At 42.9% G+C, this 21,594-nt stretch carries 14 protein-coding genes; 6 read left to right on the top strand and 8 right to left on the bottom strand.

Annotation, left to right across the window (positions count from 1 at the left end):
• Window positions 1-626: 626 nt before the first annotated feature.
• The gene (locus tag AUR67_RS13205; RefSeq protein WP_058585637.1) at window positions 627-1,472 is read right to left on the bottom strand and encodes a LysR family transcriptional regulator; all 846 of its coding nucleotides are present in this window, start codon (window positions 1,470-1,472) and stop codon (window positions 627-629) included.
• Between the two features lie 124 nt (window positions 1,473-1,596).
• Here AUR67_RS13205 and AUR67_RS13200 point away from each other — a divergent pair, with 124 nt between their 5' ends.
• The 4 genes from AUR67_RS13200 to gcvP all read left to right on the top strand — a co-directional run bounded on the left by AUR67_RS13200 (window position 1,597) and on the right by gcvP (window position 6,991).
• Window positions 1,597-2,196, top strand: a complete 600-nt coding sequence (locus tag AUR67_RS13200) for a hypothetical protein (protein WP_054560756.1) — start codon at window positions 1,597-1,599, stop codon at window positions 2,194-2,196.
• A gap of 180 nt (window positions 2,197-2,376) precedes the next feature.
• The gene (gene gcvT / locus AUR67_RS13195; protein ID WP_058585636.1) at window positions 2,377-3,459 is read left to right on the top strand and encodes a glycine cleavage system aminomethyltransferase GcvT; all 1,083 of its coding nucleotides are present in this window, start codon (window positions 2,377-2,379) and stop codon (window positions 3,457-3,459) included.
• Window positions 3,460-3,510: 51 nt separating this feature from the next.
• Complete coding sequence (gene gcvH / locus AUR67_RS13190; protein ID WP_054551324.1) at window positions 3,511-3,900, top strand: glycine cleavage system protein GcvH; 390 nt, start codon at window positions 3,511-3,513, stop codon at window positions 3,898-3,900.
• 199 nt (window positions 3,901-4,099) lie between these two features.
• A complete protein-coding gene (gene gcvP / locus AUR67_RS13185; RefSeq protein ID WP_058585635.1) occupies window positions 4,100-6,991 on the top strand; it encodes an aminomethyl-transferring glycine dehydrogenase in 2,892 nt (963 codons plus the stop codon).
• 156 nt (window positions 6,992-7,147) lie between these two features.
• Here gcvP and AUR67_RS13180 read toward each other — a convergent pair whose 3' ends face one another.
• Genes AUR67_RS13180 through mads1 form a run of 7 tightly spaced genes read right to left on the bottom strand, consistent with a single transcriptional unit; the run spans window position 7,148 to window position 17,173 of the window.
• A complete protein-coding gene (locus tag AUR67_RS13180; protein WP_058585634.1) occupies window positions 7,148-8,017 on the bottom strand; it encodes a hypothetical protein in 870 nt (289 codons plus the stop codon).
• Window positions 8,017-9,783: an AAA family ATPase gene (locus AUR67_RS13175; RefSeq protein WP_058585633.1), complete on the bottom strand. Its 1,767-nt coding sequence runs from the start codon at window positions 9,781-9,783 to the stop codon at window positions 8,017-8,019. The genes AUR67_RS13180 and AUR67_RS13175 overlap by 1 nt, the downstream gene beginning before the upstream one ends.
• 11 nt (window positions 9,784-9,794) lie before the next feature.
• Complete coding sequence (locus tag AUR67_RS13170) at window positions 9,795-11,789, bottom strand: restriction endonuclease subunit S (RefSeq protein WP_058585632.1); 1,995 nt, start codon at window positions 11,787-11,789, stop codon at window positions 9,795-9,797.
• Window positions 11,789-13,594: an N-6 DNA methylase gene (locus tag AUR67_RS13165; protein ID WP_058585631.1), complete on the bottom strand. Its 1,806-nt coding sequence runs from the start codon at window positions 13,592-13,594 to the stop codon at window positions 11,789-11,791. The genes AUR67_RS13170 and AUR67_RS13165 overlap by 1 nt, the downstream gene beginning before the upstream one ends.
• A gap of 31 nt (window positions 13,595-13,625) precedes the next feature.
• Window positions 13,626-16,058: an EcoAI/FtnUII family type I restriction enzme subunit R gene (hsdR, locus tag AUR67_RS13160; RefSeq protein ID WP_058585630.1), complete on the bottom strand. Its 2,433-nt coding sequence runs from the start codon at window positions 16,056-16,058 to the stop codon at window positions 13,626-13,628.
• 17 nt (window positions 16,059-16,075) lie between these two features.
• Complete coding sequence (locus tag AUR67_RS13155) at window positions 16,076-16,990, bottom strand: restriction endonuclease (protein WP_058585629.1); 915 nt, start codon at window positions 16,988-16,990, stop codon at window positions 16,076-16,078.
• A gap of 9 nt (window positions 16,991-16,999) precedes the next feature.
• The gene (mads1, locus tag AUR67_RS13150) at window positions 17,000-17,173 is read right to left on the bottom strand and encodes a methylation-associated defense system helix-turn-helix domain-containing protein MAD1 (RefSeq protein WP_058585628.1); all 174 of its coding nucleotides are present in this window, start codon (window positions 17,171-17,173) and stop codon (window positions 17,000-17,002) included.
• A 475-nt stretch (window positions 17,174-17,648) separates the two neighbouring features.
• Here mads1 and AUR67_RS13145 point away from each other — a divergent pair, with 475 nt between their 5' ends.
• Window positions 17,649-19,517, top strand: coding sequence for a hypothetical protein (locus AUR67_RS13145; protein ID WP_058585627.1), 1,869 nt, complete (start codon window positions 17,649-17,651; stop codon window positions 19,515-19,517).
• A gap of 18 nt (window positions 19,518-19,535) precedes the next feature.
• On the top strand, window positions 19,536-21,293 hold the full coding sequence (locus AUR67_RS13140; protein ID WP_058585626.1) for a HEAT repeat domain-containing protein: 1,758 nt from the start codon (window positions 19,536-19,538) through the stop codon (window positions 21,291-21,293).
• Window positions 21,294-21,594 lie beyond the last annotated feature (301 nt).

The following is a 21,594-nucleotide window of genomic DNA, read 5'->3' as shown; positions in this document are numbered from 1 at the left end:
AGGGGAAAGGTACGAGTTCCGAGGGACGAGATACGAGACGTAGGAGGCGTTTTAACGCCGAAAAAATGGAGATATTAGATATCAGTGGTTAGAAGTTAGATTAAAATACCCAAGTTAGCGAGTCGCAAGGGGAAAGGGTAAAGAAGCTATCAGCTTGTAGGTTGGGTAGAGCGTAGCGAAACCCAACGTATGGAGTCATCAGCTATCAGATTGAAAAAGTTAGCGAGTTAGAAAGAGTAAAGGGGAAAGTTTGCGAGATGCGAGTTGTAGGAGGCGTTTTAACGCCGAGAAAAGTCGATTTGGTAGGGAGCTCCCTTTACCAATTCGAAACCAACACTATGCTGTTAGCACCTAGCACCTAGCACCTAGCACCTAGCACCTAGCACCTAGCACCTAGCACAGTAGGCGTGAAATTTATTTCGCGCGATGATCTATTTAAAACGTGTCATGCAAGCAGAACGACTACATATTTCATTTACTACGCGATATAAAATCGCTGCTACAATTTTGAAAACTCGAAACTCGAAACTCGAAACTCGAAACTCGAAACTCGAAACTCGAAACTCGAAACTCGAAACTCGAAACTCGAAACTCGAAACTCGCAACTCGCAACTCGCAACTCAATCCTACGTCAAACGCAAGGCGATGAATTCGGCGAGTTTGTCTACGGCGGTGCCGGGGTCGTCGGTGCGTTTAATTAAACTAATACCGATTTGACCAAGCTCGGGGAGGTCTTTGGTTTGTATTTGGTAGTTAAGATCATTCGGAACGGTGCTTTTTGCAAGTACCGTAATGCCTAAGCCTTCTTTTAATGCCGCAGTTAGGCCGGTTAAGTCGGCATTACTGTAGGCAATGCGGTATTTAATACCCGCACTTTGTAGCGCCTCGATTGCTCGGCGACGATAAATACATCCCTCAGGGGCGGTTACAAGCGTTACCACATCGTTCTGTGCAAGGTTTAAATCGCCCACCCATACTAGTTGGTCTTGCATAAAAATAGGGAACTTGGCAGATTCTAGCTCTTCGTTTAATGCCAAAACTAAATCGAATTGATCTTGACGCGAGACCGACAACAAATGTTTACTCAAACGAGAGCGCACTTCGAGCGATACATCAGGGTAGAGAGCCACGAAGTCACCAATGATCGAAGGTAAAATACGTGCGGCAAATTCACTGGGGATCCCCAAGCGCACTTTACCTGTTACGTTTTCGCTGGTGAACTGCTGCAAAATGGCATCGTTTTGTTGCAGCATTTGCTTAGCTAATGGCATAAGCAATTCGCCGTATTGATTAAGCACTTGGCGCTGGCCTTGCTTTTTAAACAGCTTATGGCCAAGCATGTCTTCAAGGCGCTTTATTTGTAAGCTCACAGCCGGTTGCGATAGCCCTAATAATTCACCTGCTTTGGCAAATCCGCCAACTTCAACAACAGTGACTAAAGTACGTAAACTATCGGTAGAAATGTTTTTCATTAAAAAATTCTATTTATAGGGCTATGTATATAAGCATTATTTATCAATTGATAAATAATTACAATTTGTTGTTGCCAGCACGGCGCAATATACTTCAAGCATTAACGATTGATAGGTGTCACATATGACTTTTACGCCAATAATGTTTGCTCGTCACAGCCAAGCTGAGACCCCAGCAGACAACGTGCTACAAGCAAATAGCGATACTGCCATTATGGATTTTAGTGGCACTGAAGCAATCCCATTTTTAACGGCTATTTTAGGTCTTGATATTAATAAGCTAACCGCCAGTGGTTTAGGCTTACGTAGTTCATTAGACGATGACCTAACAAGCAGCTACGCTTATGCCCTGTATTACTTTAACGAAACTGCATTTCGTTTTGTATTAGGTAAAGATGCCAGCGTGCAATTACAGTCGCTTATTAATGAGCAACAACTACGTTACGACATTGATTATGTAATGCGTGACGATTTAAGCGCGCTAACCCTAAGTGGTGAGCAGGCGTTTGATGCTTTGGTCGACAGCTTTAAGCTAACGCCGGGGCTGCGTTTATCAGACATGCGCAGCTGTTATGGTGCACAAAGCGGTGAGGTATTTATTACCGCCATAGATAACCAAGCAACACAGCAATTTCAGCTGGTGGCGCGCCAAGCAGAGCTTGATAAATGGCAAACGCACTTACAGCAGCTCGGCTTTGATTTAGCCTTAGCCAACGTTGCTTAAAAGATAAAATTTTTAAAACAGCTACGCACTTGGGTGTTTAGCTGTTTTTTAGTTACAAAATCGCAATTTGGGTGTGACAACTGTGCAACTAATGTATAATCGCCGCCCATGTTATTCCCCCTCATTAAATTGAGGCCACGCCCCACAACTTGTGGGTTAATTTAAAAGTGAAGGAATATTATGACTTCTAAAACAGTTTTACATGCTAAGCACCTTGAAGCTGGCGCAAAAATGGTTGATTTCCACGGCTGGGAAATGCCAATCAACTACGGCTCACAAATCGAAGAGCATAATGCGGTTCGCACAGATGCAGGTATGTTTGACGTATCTCACATGACTATTGTCGATATTCAAGGCGAGCAAGCACAAGCGTTCTTACGTAAGCTAGTTGCAAACGACGTTGCTAAGTTAACTGTACCGAGTAAAGCACTTTACACTGGTATGCTTAACGAAGAAGGCGGCGTAATCGACGACCTAATCATCTATTTCTTCTCAGAAACGAACTACCGTTTAGTTGTTAACTCAGCAACACGTGAAAAAGATTTAGCGCATTTAGCTAAAGTTTCGGCTGATTTCGCCGTAACGGTTACTGAGCGTCCAGAGTTTGCAATGATTGCCGTTCAAGGCCCTAACGCACGTGCTAAAACAGCAACAGTACTTAACGCAGAGCAACAAGCTGCTGTTGAAGGTATGAAGCCTTTCTTTGGTGTGCAAGCAGGTGATTTATTTATTGCGACAACAGGCTATACTGGCGAAGATGGTTATGAAATCGTAGTGCCTAACGATCAAGCTGCTGATTTATGGCAACAACTTCTAGACGCAGGCGTAGCGCCAGCAGGTCTAGGTGCACGTGATACGTTACGTCTTGAAGCGGGTATGAACCTTTACGGCCTAGATATGGACGAAAGTGTTTCTCCACTTGCTGCAAACATGGCGTGGACAATCGCATGGGAGCCAGAAGATCGTAAGTTTATCGGTCGTGAAGTATTAGAACAGCAACGCGCTGACAAGAGCACAGACAAACTAGTTGGTTTAGTGCTTGAAGAAAAAGGCGTATTGCGTAGCGGTTTAAAAGTCATCGTTGAAGGTGGTGAAGGGGTGATTACCTCTGGTACATTCTCACCAACTCTTGGTCACAGTGTTGCGCTAGCACGCGTTCCGCGTTCAACTGGCGAAACAGCCCAAGTAGAGATGCGTAAAAAACTGGTTAACGTTAAGGTTGTTAAACCTTGCTTTGTACGTAACGGCAAATCAGTTATCTAAACTATAAAAAATTTGGTGTTATCACCCAATATAAACCAAAGGAACAAAAAGATGAGCAATATCCCAAGCGAATTAAAATATGCTACTTCACACGAGTGGGTTCGCGACGAAGGTGACGGTACGTTTACTGTAGGTATCACTGAGCACGCACAAGAACTTCTTGGCGACATGGTATTCGTTGAACTACCAGAAGTTGGTGATGAAGTTGACGCGGGTGAAGACTGCGCAGTAGCTGAGTCTGTAAAAGCAGCATCAGACATCTACGCACCAATCGGCGGTGAAATCGTTGCAATCAACGAAGAGCTTGAAGATTCGCCTGAAACAGTAAATAACGACCCGTACACTGACGGTTGGTTATTCCGTATCAAAGCATCTGACACATCAGAGCTTGATAACCTGTTAGACGCTGAAGGCTACGCTAACACAATCGACGAAGACTAATTAATTAGTCACGCCGACTAAAAGCCCCGTCTAGATCCCCAGCTAATTAAATGCGTAGCTTGGGTTTCACTGGGGCTTTTATGATTTTATAGCTTACTTTTCCATACGCTGTAAGTTACTGAATCAACCTGTTTTTAAGTTATTGCCAGTTACCCATTGGCAGTAACCACTTTTTTTTGGATCATAGGAATCTGGACAAATGTCAAACGCCAAATCTCTTGAACAATTAGAGCAAAAGCAAGATTTTATTCGCCGCCACATTGGGCCAAGCCCAGCGCAAGTAAGCGACATGCTGAGCGCTCTTGGAGTATCGAGTGTTGAAGAGCTGATCGGTCAAACGGTACCTGCAAGCATTCGCTTAGAGCAAGGTTTATCAATTGGCGAAAGCCGCACTGAAGTTGAAACACTAAGCTACTTAAAATCAGTAGCAAGCAAAAATAAAGTGTTCAAATCATATATCGGTCAAGGCTACCACCCAACTCACGTACCACACGTAATTTTACGTAACGTACTTGAGAACCCAGGCTGGTACACTGCGTATACACCATACCAACCAGAGATTGCACAAGGTCGTTTAGAATCATTATTAAACTTCCAGACTATGACCCTAGACCTAACTGGTCTTGATTTAGCAAGCGCGTCATTACTTGACGAGTCAACGGCTGCTGCAGAAGCAATGGGCCTTGCAAAACGTGTTGCTAAAGCTAAAAAAGCAAACATCTTCTTCATTGCTGATGACGTTCACACACAAACAATCGACGTTGTTGCTACACGTGCAGACCAGTTTGGTTTTGAGGTAGTAGTTGGTCCTGCAAGCGAAGCGGCTAATCATGAGATTTTTGGTGCATTATTCCAATACCCATCAACAACCGGTGAAATCACTGACGTAACTGACCTAATCGCACAAGTACAAGACAAAAAAGCGATTGCCTGTGTTGCTGCAGACATCATGAGCTTATTAATGCTTAAAGCACCAGGTAAACTAGGTGCAGACGTAGTACTTGGTTCAGCACAGCGTTTTGGTGTACCTATGGGTTACGGTGGTCCACACGCTGCATTCTTTGCAACACGCGACAAGTACAAGCGTTCACTACCAGGTCGTATTATCGGTGTTTCTAAAGACCGTTTAGGTAACGACGCACTACGTATGGCAATGCAAACACGTGAACAACACATTCGTCGTGAAAAAGCCAACTCAAACATCTGTACAGCGCAAGTACTACTAGCGAACATGGCAGCGTTCTACGCGGTTTACCACGGTCCACAAGGCCTTAAAACTATCGCTGAGCGTATCCACCGTTTTGCTGACATCTTAGCAGCAGGCTTAAAAGCGAAAGGTGTAAACCTTAAGCACGACACATGGTTCGATACACTGACTGTTGTTGCAGATAACAAAGACGAAATCGTTGCACGTGCAGTAGAGCACGGCGTTAACTTTGCGTCTAACCGCGCAGGTGAATACTCAATTTCTGTATCAGAAACAACAACGCGTGAAGACGTAGCTGAGTTATTCGACATCATCTTAGGTGAAGATCACGGCCTAAGCGTTGATGCATTAGCAAACGAAATCGAAGTAAACGGCAGCAACTCTATTCCTGCAAGCCTAGTACGCGATGACGAAATTTTAACGCACCCTAACTTCAACTCGTACCACAGCGAGACTGAAATGTTGCGTTACATCAAGCGCCTAGAGAACAAAGACTTAGCGCTTAACCACTCAATGATCTCATTAGGTTCATGTACAATGAAACTTAATGCGACAGCTGAGATGATCCCAATCACTTGGCCTGAGTTTGCAAATTTACACCCATTCTGCCCACTTGATCAGGCAGCGGGTTACCAAATCATGATGACTGAGCTACATGATTGGTTAGTAAACATCACAGGTTACGATGCAGTTTCACTACAACCTAACTCAGGTGCACAAGGTGAATACGCAGGCTTAATCGCGATTCGTAAATACCACGAGTCACGCGGTGAAGGTCACCGTAACGTATGTTTGATCCCAAGTTCAGCGCACGGTACAAACCCAGCGTCTGCACAAATGGCAAGCATGAAAATTGTGGTTGTTGACTGTGATAAAAACGGTAACGTTGATATGGCAGACCTTAAAGCGAAAGCCGAAGAGGTATCTGAAAACCTATCTTGTATCATGATCACTTACCCATCTACACACGGTGTTTACGAAGAAACAATTCGTGAAATCTGTGACATCGTGCATGAGCACGGCGGCCAAGTGTACATGGACGGCGCAAACATGAACGCGCAAGTAGGTGTTACAAGCCCAGGTTCAATCGGTTCTGACGTATCGCACCTTAACCTACACAAAACATTCTGTATTCCACATGGTGGTGGTGGTCCAGGTGTTGGTCCAATCGGTGTTAAATCTCACCTAGCGCCATTTATGCCTAACCACAGCGTAATTAATGTTGCTGGCACAAACATCGGTAACGGTGCGGTTTCTGCTGCTCCTTACGGCTCAGCAGCTATTTTACCAATCTCGTGGGCATACATTGCCATGATGGGCTCTGAAGGCTTAAAACAAGCAACAGAAATGGCTATCGTGAACGCTAACTACTTATCTGAGAAGCTAAGCGAGCACTTCCCAATTTTATACCGTGGCCGTAACAACCGCGTTGCGCACGAATGTATTGTTGACCTACGCCCACTTAAAGAGCAAACAGGCATCACTGAAATGGACGTAGCTAAACGTCTACAAGACTACGGTTTCCATTCACCAACTATGTCATTCCCAGTAGCTGGCACGCTAATGATTGAGCCAACTGAGTCTGAATCTAAAGTTGAGATCGACCGTTTCATCGAAGCAATGGTGTCAATCAAGTCAGAAATCGACCGTATCGCATCTGGCGAATGGTCAATTGAAAACAACCCGCTAGTGTTTGCACCGCACACACAAGCAGACGTACTAGGCAATGAGTGGGATCGTGCATACGACCGTTTCTACGCAGCATTCCCAGTACCAAGCGTAGCAAAAGACAAATTCTGGCCTACAGTAACGCGTATCGACGACGTATACGGCGACCGTAACCTAGTTTGTTCATGCCCAGCGGTAGAGACATACCGTGACTAAGGTTTGATTGTCGATCTCGAATAAAGAATGCAACTATCGGAATTAAGTTTGCAACTTAAATAAAGTTTGCAACCGATAGTTGGATTTTGAGGTCAGTAAAATAAAAAAGCGAACCAGAGATGGTTCGCTTTTTTGATATATTAATGTAGTCAATATTTAGGCTACCAGCCTTGAAAGCTGCGGGTCATTGCGAAACATGACACACCACCTTGCTACTGATGATAGTTCAGCGTTGGGTAAAGTCATATTTCTGATATTTACACAATGCGCTCTGACTTTTTCTCTGGCAACGGGATTACCACCATTATTGCATCTTGCTTTGTGCTTTAGGTATTCGTCTATTTCTGTTGACACATCCAGCCAAACTTTCCTTCTTGCTTCTGCAAGGTCGTTATGCTCGTTAAGTTTAAGGCGCTTGATAGTTTCCTCTACTCTCATAGTTTCCCATTCAGTAGCGCCAGGTGACGGAACTGCTTTTCCTTCTTCATCAAAGGATATTAACGAGACGTCATCAGCGTCGGCTGGGTCTAACAAATATGGTTCCTCTGACTCTTCATTTTGAGTTTGGAAGGAAGAAATTAAAGAACCTACTCTTAGAGGAAACCAGTTTCCTTTTTTACGATTACCTACATTTCCACAAAGGCGATAATTTGTGTAATCAAAAGCCAGCCACCAATAAGCATCTCTTTCTGTACCGTCTGTAGATTTAGACTTGGCTTTCGGGCGAAAGTGTTCAACGTCATAGTGAGAATAGAGGTCTCTAACTTCAGAGAACCAGCATTTCCCATAAGATAAAACTTTAAGCCATTCCTTGAGTCTGCCCCAATGAGTTGAGCGGGCGTTAATATAGTCGTTCCTGGTTTCGAAATCTCCAGCATTATGAAGTTCGGTGAGCCGTCTATTGTATTGACGAGATCGACTAAGCCACTCTTGCCATTGTTGTTCCGTCCAAGGAATCCAGTCAGGAAAATCAGGGTTTGCAGGAGTATTAACCGGAGTAAGGCCATTCATATTTATGTAACGCATCACTCTTCCCCGTTCAAAATGTCGTCAATGATACTATCGACAATTTCATCCTGCTCTTTTATCTCATCCGCAGTAAGGGATGGTTTATTGAATTTGCGATGTTGTGCCATCTTCCTAACAAACATTGCATAAACAGGATCTTTGAATTCGGCCATTGAGAAACCTAAATCAGCGAGTTCTTGACTTAGCCTGGCCAGTTCGTCGTTTTCTTCAGAGGTTTTATTTTCTTTGGCGAATAGCTCATTCCGGCGGTATAACCTTCGCTCTGTTTCGACATCTAGCGTTGAGGTTAAACCAAATAGCTCGCTTTTTAGTAAGCCTGTTACTCCCATTCCCTGAGGGTGTTCATCCGGTTGCTCAACAAGAGTTTTATCGCCATTATTTTTGATTATATGAACTTGCTCTTTCTTAAGTGAACCAACCATCATAGGATCGTGAGTGGTGATGAGAATCTGCGATTCACTTTGTGACTTAGAGTCTTTCTCAGTAGTTAGCACACCCTCAATGTCGTCGAAGTAACGAAGTTTCCAAATTGGATTTAAATGCGTATCTGGTTCATCAAGCAAAAATAAACATTGGTCTTCTCTGGTTATACGCATAAGGCCAAGCACTGTCAGCATCTGAAGTTCACCCTCTGACAGTTGTGTAAAACTCACTTTTCCACCGTGTTCATCGCGTTTCTTTACGGTAATTCTTACTTCATCAATCAAATCGCCAATGTAAGCACCTTCGGCGTAACGGAAAAAGCTATCTGGGCTGCCAACCAACTCACCTAGTTCCTTTAGTTTGTGTTTGTCAGGTACAAATAAATAGAGTTGTTTTTGCTTTTCTGTACGACCACGAAAATCAATTTGCTTAGTTGCTTCTTGTTCAATTGGAGCCCATGAAACCTGCCAGAGTTTATCAAGGAATTCACTGACCACATTACCTCGGGCATACCAGAAGCGAGGATCGCCTTCATTGAGTTCATTTTCATCGAATTTCCCATTTCGGCGTTTTTCACGCAAACGGTGAGGCTCTTTGAGAACGAAAAGCGCTGACTCTAAGGATTCAATATGTAAGTTATCCAAAACTTTTTTGAAAACAGGATCATCAGATAGTAAGCAGGCCAATAAAACCAATTGGCTATGGCCGCCACGACAGTAAAATAAACGTCTGAGGCGATCGTCATTTAAGCGACTTTCAACCCGTTTAGACTCTATAAGGCGTGCTATATCATCTGGATCACCATGGATAAATGCCTCTTCAGGAATTACGATACGGGTATTAATCTCCATACGCTGATTGAAGCGGCGTTGATGTTCTTGAAATAAAGCTTCAATACGTTCATTGCGACCAGAGTAATAGGCGAAAATGTGACTAGGAAGTAGGCGAGGACCTCGTCGATAATCGCGTTCTTGCTTTCCAGGTGAATCGTTTTTCGTCAAATACTCTTGGCTCACACGATCACCATCGACCCAAACAAATGGTCTTTTTTGCCTAGATGTATCGGCTTCAACGCGTACTATGTGTCCACGAATTTCATATTCTATTGTGTAATCAAATGCAGCCTCACGGTCGAGATCTATGTCACGAAAAAGCGTGATTAATGCTTCAATTAAATTAGATTTACCTGTACCGTTCTGTCCAATTAAGGCATGGCTTCGAATACGCTTAGACTCTTCAGATTTGCCGGTACTTGAACTATGTGATAATTCAATGGCAAAGTTCATTTCTACATCTCGTAAGTTGCGAAAATGAGGAATGGCTAAATAACGTAACTGCATAACAAATCCTTTTATTCTTCTATTTTTTCTAGCATTTCAGCCTTTTCTGGTTCAAGTATCCAGCCATGGGCAACTTCGGCTTTTAATTGCGCATAAAAAGCATCAATTTCGCCACCAAAACGTTGCCATAAATCTTTAGCACTCATCTCGCCGTTATAGCGAGCAAGAATAGTGGCCAATGGTGCTTGTGCTTTAACATTGGGTGGGGTGCCTAAACGCACTAGGGCTACCAGTTCAGTTTGTGGGGCTTTCATAGGTTCCTCTTCTTGTTCGATGGCGATGCCAGTGAGTGTAGAGATTGTAGCCGTAGCGACCTGTTCAGCTACGTTCGAAATTGCATGAAGCTTCTCACTATATCCGTTTACGACGTCCATGAAGGAATCAACTTTTTCAAGGATACGAAGCTGCTCTTCAATTGGCGGCAGAGGAATTGTTATTGAACGTAATTTATTCTGAGAGATGTTCATCTGACTGCTTGCCATCCCTGACTTCAAACGCTCAACTATCCGGCCAGGTTCTCCAGCTGATAAACACAGTGCTACAAAATTGGGGTTAATAAGACCGTTAACTATGTGAAATCGAATGAGCTTGTCGGAAATCATGAGTTTCGCCGGAGCATCATCCACTACACAGCAAATACCTACTCGATTCTTTGGGCCTGCTCGGGTTATCAGAATGTCCCCAACTTGAATTTGGTATTGCGGACGGGGATCAAGTGACACTGGCAGCTCTTTGTGTTCGCTTGGCAAAAACCGCAGTACTTGTACGGAAGTGGTTTTTAAAACACCCCATTTATTTTCATCTGCTCTAGCGTTCGGTAAGCAAGCAGGGCTCCAACCGGCATCAATTTTTGATATCGCTTCATCAAGTGTGATGGTTTCCCAATGTGAAGGGAGAACGGTTTCTTCTAACACTTCTGGTTTAACTTGTTTCTTGCGGGAAAAAGAACCTGTTGATATACCAAGCTCTTTAGCAGAGAGGATTTTTCCTTTTAAAACTTTAGATGGCTCATCCGATTCTGAAAACTCACTGAGACGACCAGATACAGCAAGGTCAAGAACAGCTTGGCGTAAATCACTCGCATCCTCCGGAGCAGAAAACAATTGGCCGAAGTGGGCTTGCAGGCGTTGCCAGCTTTCTTGCAGTTCGTGTGGGCTTTGGCTGGCGGCAACGGCTTGCAGGGTGGCTTGACGCAGGTGGTTTTGCAGGGTGCGGCGTTTTTGTTGCTGCGCTTCCAGTTGATCGCATAAGGCCATAAGCTCACCGACTTTGGCCACAATGCGGAATTGTTCTTCGGTTGGGGGCAATGGGATTGGAAGTCCCGGCATTACCTTCAGATTTAGTTTGTTGGTGTGAGCACCTCCGGCCTTCACCAATTCATATTGGTTCAGCATATGAGGCGACTCCAAGACTAACTTTAGATATTGGGGAAGAACAAATTCTTGATCAAATTTTATTAGACCTAAACTAACGAAAATACTAAAAGGAAATTCCATATCGACTATGTATGGCCTGCCTAAAGTTCCGATTCTACAAAAGAGAATGTCACCCTTTTGCGGATTGCAGCGGCTATTAATTTCTAGGTGCTCTTCTTCGGAAATATACTTAATATCCGTTAAATCGAGTGTCCCCGAACTAATATTTTTAATCGACAAGAAAACAACACCTTGACTCCGATATTGAGGCGTTTTATGAGTTCCATCGGTAATTTGGTGGGAGATATCACCTAGCTTTGCCCACGTCCAATGTGAAGGAATTGAATTTAATAAGAAGGCTTTTGTTGAAAATTCACTGGGCGGAATCCGTTTATAAGTTTTGTCTTTTACTGCGCCTTCAATCCTCGAACGACATGAACCTAGTTGCTGAGTAACGTTGCCATCGCTTTCTATTGGACTAGAGAGCCCACCGGTAATGGCTAGCTGAAGGATCATCCCTCTCAACTCATGAACTCCCCCCGGCGCATTGGCAATATGGCCAAACTCGGCCAAAAACTGTTGTGCGTTCATCAGGCTTCCTCATCGCTAAAGTGGTGAGAAAGCGCAGAGGCCAGTTCACTTTTAAGCTGGTTTTCAGTTTCTTCAATTTCACCTAATAGCTTTTTGTATTTAATCAGCAACTCGTCTGGGTCGTGGCTTTCTTCTTGAGGCTTATTGGGATTCGATTCATCAAGATTGAAAATTGGCCAATAAAGGCGATCTCCTGCGGCTTGTGCGTCACGCGCTTTTAGGCGTAGTCCTTCACTTTCTGTTTTTAAAACTTCGATGTCATCTTCTACGCTTTGGCGCTGACTTTTGTCACTGACGCCTTTAATAGAATCACGCAAATCACGGATGCGATTATCCAGAATGCTTGCTTGGTTATTTAAGCTTTCGGCATTCGCCCAGTGGGGCGCAGCGGCGGCTTCGGCTTGTTCACGTTTGCTTTTGAAATCAACTTTCCAAGCGAATTCGTTTTCTTCACGGCTGGCAAAGTCATCACTTTCGTCGCCCCACCAATCCTGCTCAGGTTTAAATTCCTCTAAGCGGATAGGTTTGGTTTTGCTGTAGCTTTTGTAGCCTGCTGGGTACGGGTGCTCGTAAAACCAGATGGTATCGGTGTGAAAGTGTTCGCTGCCATCGTCTACTCGCGCGCCTTTGGTAAAAAACAGCAGGTTGGTTTTAATGGTGGTATAAGGGGCAAACACGCCTTTTGGCAGGCGGATAATGGTGTGCAGGTTGCACTCTTGCAGCAGCAGTTTTTTAAGGGTGCCTTTGATGCCATCACCAAATAGAAATCCATCGGGCAGCACCACGGCGGCGCGGCCATTTTCTTTTAACAGTTTTTTGATGATCAGCGCCATAAACATATCGGCGGTTTCGCGGGTTTTTAAATCGGTTGGGTAATCGCCCCCCACTGTGTCGTCTTCATATCCACCGAAAGGAGGGTTGGTAATGATACAGTCTACCTTGTCGTTATTGTTCCATTCATTCCAACCTTTGCCCAGAGTGTTTTTGTGTTCAATCTGGCTGGGAACATCAATGCCGTGCAGCAGCATATTGGTGGTGCATAGTAGGTGTGGCAGTTGCTTTTTCTCGATGCCGTGAATGAGAGCTTCAATAGCGCGCTTGTCTTCGGCGCCCGATTTCGTGGTGAGCTGATTGCGCAGGTGATCAATAGCAGCGGTTAAGAAGCCGCCGGTTCCGCAAGCCGGATCCATAACGGTTTCTCGTTTATCCAAACGGGGGTTAACACGGTCAGCCATAAAGGCGGTGATGGCGCGCGGGGTGTAAAACTCTCCGGCGTTACCTGCACCGCGCAGATCGTTAAGCAGTTGTTCATATACATCGCCGATATTGGCACGGGTTTTAAAGTCGTGAAAGTTAATGGCGTCTTCGAGCTTTTCGATTACCGCCAATAATTGGGTACCAGATTTCATGTAGTTGTTGGCGTCTTCAAAGACACCGCGAATCACTTTGTAGAGGGCAACCGAAGTTGCATTGTCCTTCTCTGCATCGAACACAGGTATTTCCAGCTCTTTTAATGCAGGGAACAGTTGGTTGTTCACAAAGCCAATGATGTCGCTAGCGGCTTTTTGTGGGGCTTTTTTGCCATCTACTCCTGGAACATAAGCTGCCCAGTTGCGCCAGCGGAGCGCTTCTGGTAAAGGCGATTTATAGCTTGCGTCATCGTCTTCCCATTCTTCTTCGCGTTGATCGAAGACTTTTAAAAACAGCATCCAAGTTAATTGGCCGAGTCGCTGGGCATCGCCATCAACACCATCATCTTTTCGCATGATGTCTTGAATACTTTTAATTGTGCTACTTAAGTTCATTTATTTTCTAATCTCAATCTTTATATGATGACTATGCAGTTAAATCATCTTTATATAATTCGGTTTCTAATTCTTTAATAGCGTTTTGATATTGGTCTACACCGCCAAAAATACCGCGTCGAATTTGGGTTTTACTACCTAACTGATCAAAAGGAGGTAGCTCTAATACCCGAGGGTTTTCAATGTCTTGAACGCCATGTTCAGCAAACTTTTCAACCAACCCTTCAAGTACAGCCTTGGCTTGTTCGCCATATTTCCCGAATACATCACGTTTTTTAACGTTATTTGCTCGTTCTTTGCGGGTTAAAGGCTTCTGGTTAAACGCTACATGTGCTACTAAGTCGAATACATCTAGCTCTTCGCCGTTAGGGATAGCTTGTTGAAGTAATTCTAACTTGATACCTTGCTCTGCCAATTCATCGATTATGGCTTGTTTCTTATCGCTTTCGTTCCAGCGTTTTAAAAAAACATTAAGTGTACCAAAACTCTCTTTTAATGACTGTTCGATTTGGTCTTTTAACAAGACTCTATAATCTTCAGTGATGAGTTTACCATCCGCGTCAAGATACTGAGAGCGCTCTGCGGCTAGGTCCACATCCACATCATCTAAATAAAATTTCTTTTTAGGTTCTCGGATTTCAGAAGTATCTTCTGGCTGTGGCGGCGAAGTGTCATCTAGCAGCGTTGAATCATGAGGCGCAATACCTTCTTCAGTTTCTTCTGGCGGAACTACTGGATCATCTTCATCAGGTTCATAAATAATGACGGGTTCACCATCAAAATCAGGATCTGAAAATAGGCGAGTAGCACCCTTGAAGTCCATAATGGTGAAGTAGAGTTTGTTATAGTCTTCTCTTAATCGAGTTCCTCTGCCGATGATCTGCTTGAACTCAGTCATTGAGTTTATGTTTTGATCAAGAACAATCAGTTTACAGGTTTTAGCATCCACACCCGTTGTTAGTAGCTTAGAGGTGGTTGCTATCACTGGGAAAGGCTCGTCGTTATCAATGAAATATGATAATTGAGCTTTGCCTTCGTTATCGTCTCCAGTAATTCTCATAACGTAGCGGCGATTATTTGCAGCGGCAGGTATAAGCTTGACCAACTCTTGGCGCATTCTTTCAGCGTGATCTTGTTCGTCACAAAACACGATAGTTTTTGCCATTGGATCGGTATTTTCTAAGTATTCCCATACTTTTTTCGCGACGAAACGCGTGCGCTTTTCTAGAATCAGATTTCGGTCGAAGTCTTTAGTATTGTACTGGCGTTGCTCCACTTCTTGGCCGTATTTATCCGTTTTTCCCTTTTCGGGAGTGTAGCCAAGTGCATCAACGTTTGTTGCTATACGAACAACCTTATAAGGTGCGAGAAAGCCATCTTCTATCCCCTGTTTTAGCGAATAGGTGTAAATGGGCTCGCCGAAATACTTGATATTAAATTCAGGATTTATAATTTCGCCATTAACAGGCTTTTTCTCTTTTGGTGTAGCCGTCAAGCCTATGTGTGTAGCGCTTTCGAAATATTTAAGAATGTCATGCCACGCAGAGTCCTCTTTTGCACTCCCGCGATGACACTCATCAATCACAACTAAATCGAAAAAGTCAGCAGGGAATTGACGATAAATCTGCTTCCATTCTTCTTTACCGGTAACTGCTTGGTAAAGAGCAAGGTATATTTCGTAATTCTTCTTTGCTTCTCGATTGGTAACTTTATGCATCACCTCGCCGAATGGTGCAAAGTCTTGTTGCATTGTCTGGTCAACCAAGATGTTGCGATCTGCCAAGAATAAGATTCGCTTCTTCGCTTTTGATTTCCATAGTCGCCAAATAATTTGAAACGCGGTATATGTTTTACCTGTTCCGGTCGCCATAACAAGAAGGATTCTATTTTGCCCTTTGGCAATCGCTTCTATTGTTCTGTTGATGGCAACACGCTGATAGTACCTAGGTTCCTTTCCACTCCCATCACTGTAATAGGGTTGAGAAACTATCGATTCAGATGACTCTGTTGTTAAGCCTTTCCACTGTTGATAAATTGGCCACAACGACTGTAACGTTGGAAATTCGTCGAGATTTAACTCTCTTTCTACAGGTGATGTAAGTCCTGTTCTGTCATGGAAGAGAAATCCATCGCCATTGCTACTTATAGCGAATGGAATATCTAGCATCTCCGCATAGCTAAGAGCTTGTTGCATCCCATGTCCAATGGATAGTGTATTCTTTTTTGCTTCAATCACGGCGATTGGAAGATTAGGCTTTGCATATAGGATGTAATCAGCTCTCTTAGGGCCACCTTTTTTGTCAGGATTTTTAACGCGGGCCGCCAGTCGACCTTTAACCATCACGCGACCATCAGTAAGTTTTACTTCTTCTCGAAATTGATTTTGTTTCCAATCCGCCTTTTCAATTGCAGGTGTTATATATTTGGTACAAATATCTCTTTCTGATAGTGCTTTTTTATCCATGATGGCGCCTCAATCCTTTATCCTTCGAAGAATTCTTCGTCTATTTTCTTCAGATGTAATATCTGTTCATCTCGACTGCCAATATTATATCGCAGCATGAGCTTCGCTACTTCAGTGCCGTTGATAAGTACAATGCGAGTACCTAAATTTTGTGCTGTTTCGATGGCTGATGCGGTGAACTCAGAAGTAGTAATAAAAATACCTTTCTGCGCTTTTTTAAGATTTAGCGCTCCAAAGAAGTCTCGGATGTCTCCGGCACTTACGTTATTGCCTTCGGCATAACGTTTGGCTTGGATGTAGATTTGATCAACACCCAGTGGGTCTTGGTCTATTACGCCGTCTACACCATTGTCACCTGTTTTACCTAGTGCATGAGCTGCACCATCGCCTGTACCGCCATATCCCATTGCGACGAGAAGCTCAATCAACAGGTCTTCAAAAAACGCTGGGGTGACTTTACGGGTTCTATCGAGGATATCTTGCGCTAGTGCATCGTTAATCTTTTTGTATGCGGCTCTTAGTGCTTCATCAGGGGTGATGTCTTTGTCTGACTCTACGCCAACGCTAGGCGTATCAGATTCATTTGCCTTTTGCTTAAATGCTACAAATTCGTCAAATTGCTTTAGATAGTCATTGTCAATTTTAACACTGGGATCTTGCAAAGCTGATATACCACGAGCGGTGATCACAAAATGTGCTCGTCGTGTAGTTTCAAGCAAGCCTGCTTTGGTTAGGTAAGTCCTAGCCCAACCAACACGGTTATCAAGAATAGATTGTCTGCCGCTTGGCAGTGTCTCTTCACGTTCCGCTTCAGTTAGACAGAACTTATCAGCTAACTGATTTATCACATCGCGTAACCTAACCTCTTTGCCATCTGCTTTATGAGCAATTTCGAGAAAGGGGCGCATGAATTCTTGATAACTAGGGATCATATAACGTCCTTATTTTTGTTTTTGTTCTTCAATCCACTTTTCCAAATCTACGCGCTTAAATCGCCAACTTCCACCAACCTTGAACCCAGGTAATTTGCCTTCACTTGCAAGACGATAAGCCGTCTTTTCATTTAGCTTTAAGTAGGTTGCGACCTCTTGAATGGTCAAAATATCATCGGTCATGTTTAATCTCTGTGTGTGAACAAATTGATAGTATGAGAAAATTGAGGAGTTAGCAATTGATCGCGACTGATCTTAATCGGCTTTTTTGCTGGTTTTATGATTTATGAAATAGGAATTAGAATTAGCTCTTTCTTTTGTATACCAACCCATAACCAACACTATGCTGTTAGCACCTAGCACCTAGCACCTAGCACCTAGCACCTAGCACCTAGCACCTAGCACCTAGCACCTAGCACCTAGCACCTAGCACCTAGCACCTAGCACCTCGTCCCTCGCACCTATTAAAAATTTTTATCCCTCCATAATTCATCCATTATTGTGATTTACCCTTTGAAATATGAACCTTTTGTACCCCAATTTGAGTGGGTTAAAGCTTAACCGTTTCGAAAATAAGTCGGTCGGACTTTGAGTAGAAGTATGAGTTTTATTAATTAATAGTTTGTCGAAATTACAATCAATAATTAGGAATCGTAATATGAATCAGTCTAAAAGGATTAGTGCTGTGTTGGCTTTATCCCTACTTTCAATAGTTGGGTGTTCTGATGATGACTCTACCGAACAAGAAGCTGTTGCTAATGTAGCGTTGAAATCTATGACCCCAGTATCTGATGACGTTTATCAACCAGGACAACAGATCACAGTTGATTTCAGCACCGAAACAACCTTATTAACGAATGAGCATGTTGGTGTTTCATTTATTTTAATTGAAAGAAGTAAAGTCGCTGAGCTCGAAACTGAAGATGAGCCAGATGGCTACGATTTGGGTGAGTTTTATATTGAGCAGTTACAAGAAGGCGAGCAAAATCATACGGCAACACTAATTTTGCCAAATGAAGATCTCGCTGCGGGTGAATTTGTCATTGCCGCTTTTGTTGACACAAGTGGTGTGATCTCAAACGAAGTTGATGTTACAGATAATAAATCCCGTGGCATTGAGTCTGGTGACGAAACAACCTACAGCTCAGTAACCATTAGTGATGGTCATTACCATGATTTTGTTTTAGATAAACTTAAAGTAGGCGACGGCTTTGCTATTTTTCCTGGTCCGGGTAAAAGAGATACCACAGGTACTGGTGAACCAACACAGAAAGTACCTGATTTAATAGGCTTTATTAATGCCACCAAATTTGGTAATTCAGTCAACGAGGCTGACATCAGTGCAACAATAACCATCGGCGAAACGACTTATCATGCTCACTTATGGAATGAGCAAGCGCAAGCTTATATGGAGACGATGCGTATTAAGTTTCCTGATCATGAGCAATCTCATTACTTTCCTTGGGATGTTGCAGTAAATGGCGTATTGCTAAAAGCCATACACGATGATTTTGATCACGAAGGTGGTGAGAATAGTTTTAGTATGACATTTACCTTCCACGACAGCTCTGATGAAATTGAAGCTCACAGTGACAATAATAGTATTACTGTTGAAGTACCTTATGCGCTTTATCATGATGAAGTGAGTACTGCACAATCGGTAGAGCTAAATAGTAATAAAACAACAGTAGCTTCAGTATCAGCGATGCAGACTACTGCTGCTACAGCAACAACGTTGGCAAAAGTTGGCAGTTGGAGTGCTACTTATGGTGACAGTGACGCTGTGGCTATCAGCCCTTCTTTTTATAGCTATATGAATGTTTCTTCTAGTAATGGTGGTTCAGCCGAGGGGCTAGTTGAAGCCGATTTAGATCTTTACCTATTTGATAAATCAGCGAGTTTGGTTAGTGCCAGTGCTGAAGCGAGTGCCAATGTAAGTGATGGTGAGATTACTTATGCAGCAAACTTTAGTGTGCTGGGTGACACTTTAATTGACGAGGGCGACACGTTAACGGCCTTAGACAAGTCTTTAGGATATAGCTGGAGCGAAGAGCAAAAAGTTGTTGAAACGACGTTCACCATTGTAATTGTTCCGGTGACAGTGGAGGCAGGTGTCACTGGTAGCTTGGATTTAGGTGTTGGTTTAGCTTACAGCAATAGCCGAATTGACTTAGGGGGAGATATTGTTACTGCCAGCATGGATGCTTATGCTACTGCAGAAATAAATTTGGGCGTTGCAAGTGGCGGTGTTGGTATCGATTTCTTGATTATTGCAGATACATTTAATGCCACACTTTATGCAGATTTAGCTAAAGCTATCACTGATTCTAAAATAACCTTAGGAATTGATGTAACAAATGATATTGAGGCTATTTCCGGTGAATTTTATGTTTATGTGAAATACCCTAAATACAAGTGGTGTTGCAAGATTAAGACAAAAACCAAAACTCAAACTATCTACGATACCAGTACCTTGTACGATAAAAGCTGGACAATTTTAGACGAATCAGCAACCTTAAATTATTAGTATGAAGGCATAGGTATAATGCGTTTAATTAAACTGAGTTTATTATTTGGCACTTTATTAGGCTATGTTTCGGCCGCTTATGCAGTGCCTCATTGTACTGTTTGGGGTGAACTTCAATCAAAAGCAGATACTAATATTGTTTCGATGAATAGCCCCTCAAAAAGCCAGTTTGACTTGCAAGGGTGGTTAATTTATCGGCCTTTGTTAGTTGAAGAAAAATTTCACTGGTTGGGTTTTGAGCTGTACCAAGCTCAAGCAAAGTTGAATAAAACAGTGAGTACCAGCAATGAGTATGCTGTGCCTTTTGCTGTGAAAATTAGCAATAACTCAGGTGAAGTTTTAGATTATCGGTTTAACGCTAAATTAAAAGCGGCTGATCAACAAAAGCTGATTGCTTTATACCGTGCCTTTCACCGTGCAAAACCCCCTGAAAATTTACAGGGGGATAAGTATTGGGTTAAAGAACGTGATGATATTGGTCAGTACAAATCACTCTACACAGTGTTAGCTGATAACAAACTAAAGCGAAATAAACTCAGTTATTTAGAACCAACCGACACTAGGCAAAGCACTAATGCTGCGAAAAAGCTAATGCAGTTGGAAGCGGCGAACATTATTAGTGATGAGTTTACTTTTGAAAACGATAAGTGCTGGTTAACAAAAACCCTCGGAAATAGTCATATTCAAGTCAGTAGTAGTGATGGAAGTATGAATATTGAGGTACTGCAAACGTTAAGTTTAAACCGTTCAAATCAATCGATACCCGATGATGCAAGGTTACTACAATTACCCGAAGACCCTAATCAATGGGAAAATTTAAGCACAGATTGGGTGTACCCTAAAGCGCCGCCTCAACCCTTAAAAAATACTGAAGCGTTTATCACTGCTTTAAAAAGTATGGATTGGCTAGAGGGAGACCGAAAAACGCTTTTGCAATTTCTTTATGATAATGATCAGTATTTGATGAGTTTAAAAGAGCTTATTTCAACAAAGGCAATTGCAGATCCTTTGGAAAGTAAATTGTTTATGTACTTAGGTAAGCATGACTCAGTTAATTCAAAACAATTACTGACAGAGGTATTTGTTGAGCCTGGTTTATTTTCTCCAAATCAGCGCTTTAGAAGTTTAATGGCACTAAAATACAGTGAAAAACCGTTAACTGACTTACAGGTTGAGGCGATTTTTGAGTATTCCATGTCATATGGTCTTGATGAAGAAAATTCAAAGCTGGCTCATAGTGCTTTAATGGTAATGGGGGCGATTGCAAAAAATCAGCAGGGCAGTGAGTTTTCGAGTCAGTTAACCCAAAAGTTAGCTGATTCATTAAGTTCAAGTGCAACGGAGCAAAAAGCATCCGCCCTAATCACCGCACTGGGTAATAGTGGAGACTATGATCATCAACAGCTTATTGGTGATTATTTAGCTGGCGACAGTCCAAGGTTACGCCTAAATGCGGCAGAGGCATTGGCAAAAATGCCAAGTAAAACCAGTTTAAATTACTTGAGTAATCAACTAAATCAAGAAACTGATAGTAAAACGCAAGGGGCGATTTTAAAGGCAATGGGTAATAATGAGTTAGATGCAGAACAAGTAGATAGTATTTACGCCTTTGCTGACCCTAGTCACCCAAGAGATATTCGAAGTGCCGCTATATCGGCGTTAAGTCAACAAGCGAAGTCAAAACCAGAGGTGAAAAGCCGTTTAAAAGCGCTGGTTAAGACGGAAACTAATCAAAAGAACCTGCGTCAATTGATGAAAGCGCTGTATGGTTCGTAAAAGTATAAGTCAGCGAGTTATGAGGGACGAGATGCGAGTTGTAGGAGGCGTTTTAACGCCGAACAAAAAATGGAGATAATAGGTATCAGTTGTTAGAAGTTAGATTAGATTGTGCCTGCGAATAGTTAAATTGAAATGCTCATCCGTAGGCGTGAAATTTATTTCGCGCGATGAGCATAAGAGCTATCAGATTGAAAAGTTAGCGAGTTAGAAAGAGTAAAGGGGAAAGGTACGAGTTTCTAGGAACGAGATACGAGGTGTAGGAGGCGTTTTAACGCCGAAAAAAGTCATAGGGGAGGCA

The sequence above is a fragment of the Pseudoalteromonas sp. XI10 genome (genome assembly GCF_001469895.1).
Classification (GTDB): Bacteria; Pseudomonadota; Gammaproteobacteria; order Enterobacterales; family Alteromonadaceae; genus Pseudoalteromonas.
This window is presented reverse-complemented; position numbering and strand designations above follow the sequence as displayed.

Excerpts from the sequence above, each read along its gene's own strand:
- AUR67_RS13205 (WP_058585637.1), bottom strand. The coding sequence starts at position 1,472 with ATGAAAAACATTTCTACCGATAGTTTACGTACTTTAGTCACTGTTGTT.
- AUR67_RS13200 (WP_054560756.1), top strand. The coding sequence starts at position 1,597 with ATGACTTTTACGCCAATAATGTTTGCTCGTCACAGCCAAGCTGAGACC.
- gcvT (WP_058585636.1), top strand. The coding sequence starts at position 2,377 with ATGACTTCTAAAACAGTTTTACATGCTAAGCACCTTGAAGCTGGCGCA.
- gcvH (WP_054551324.1), top strand. The coding sequence starts at position 3,511 with ATGAGCAATATCCCAAGCGAATTAAAATATGCTACTTCACACGAGTGG.
- gcvP (WP_058585635.1), top strand. The coding sequence starts at position 4,100 with ATGTCAAACGCCAAATCTCTTGAACAATTAGAGCAAAAGCAAGATTTT.
- AUR67_RS13180 (WP_058585634.1), bottom strand. The coding sequence starts at position 8,017 with ATGCGTTACATAAATATGAATGGCCTTACTCCGGTTAATACTCCTGCA.
- AUR67_RS13175 (WP_058585633.1), bottom strand. The coding sequence starts at position 9,783 with ATGCAGTTACGTTATTTAGCCATTCCTCATTTTCGCAACTTACGAGAT.
- AUR67_RS13170 (WP_058585632.1), bottom strand. The coding sequence starts at position 11,789 with ATGAACGCACAACAGTTTTTGGCCGAGTTTGGCCATATTGCCAATGCG.
- AUR67_RS13165 (WP_058585631.1), bottom strand. The coding sequence starts at position 13,594 with ATGAACTTAAGTAGCACAATTAAAAGTATTCAAGACATCATGCGAAAA.
- hsdR (WP_058585630.1), bottom strand. The coding sequence starts at position 16,058 with ATGGATAAAAAAGCACTATCAGAAAGAGATATTTGTACCAAATATATA.
- AUR67_RS13155 (WP_058585629.1), bottom strand. The coding sequence starts at position 16,990 with ATGATCCCTAGTTATCAAGAATTCATGCGCCCCTTTCTCGAAATTGCT.
- mads1 (WP_058585628.1), bottom strand. The coding sequence starts at position 17,173 with ATGACCGATGATATTTTGACCATTCAAGAGGTCGCAACCTACTTAAAG.
- AUR67_RS13145 (WP_058585627.1), top strand. The coding sequence starts at position 17,649 with ATGAATCAGTCTAAAAGGATTAGTGCTGTGTTGGCTTTATCCCTACTT.
- AUR67_RS13140 (WP_058585626.1), top strand. The coding sequence starts at position 19,536 with ATGCGTTTAATTAAACTGAGTTTATTATTTGGCACTTTATTAGGCTAT.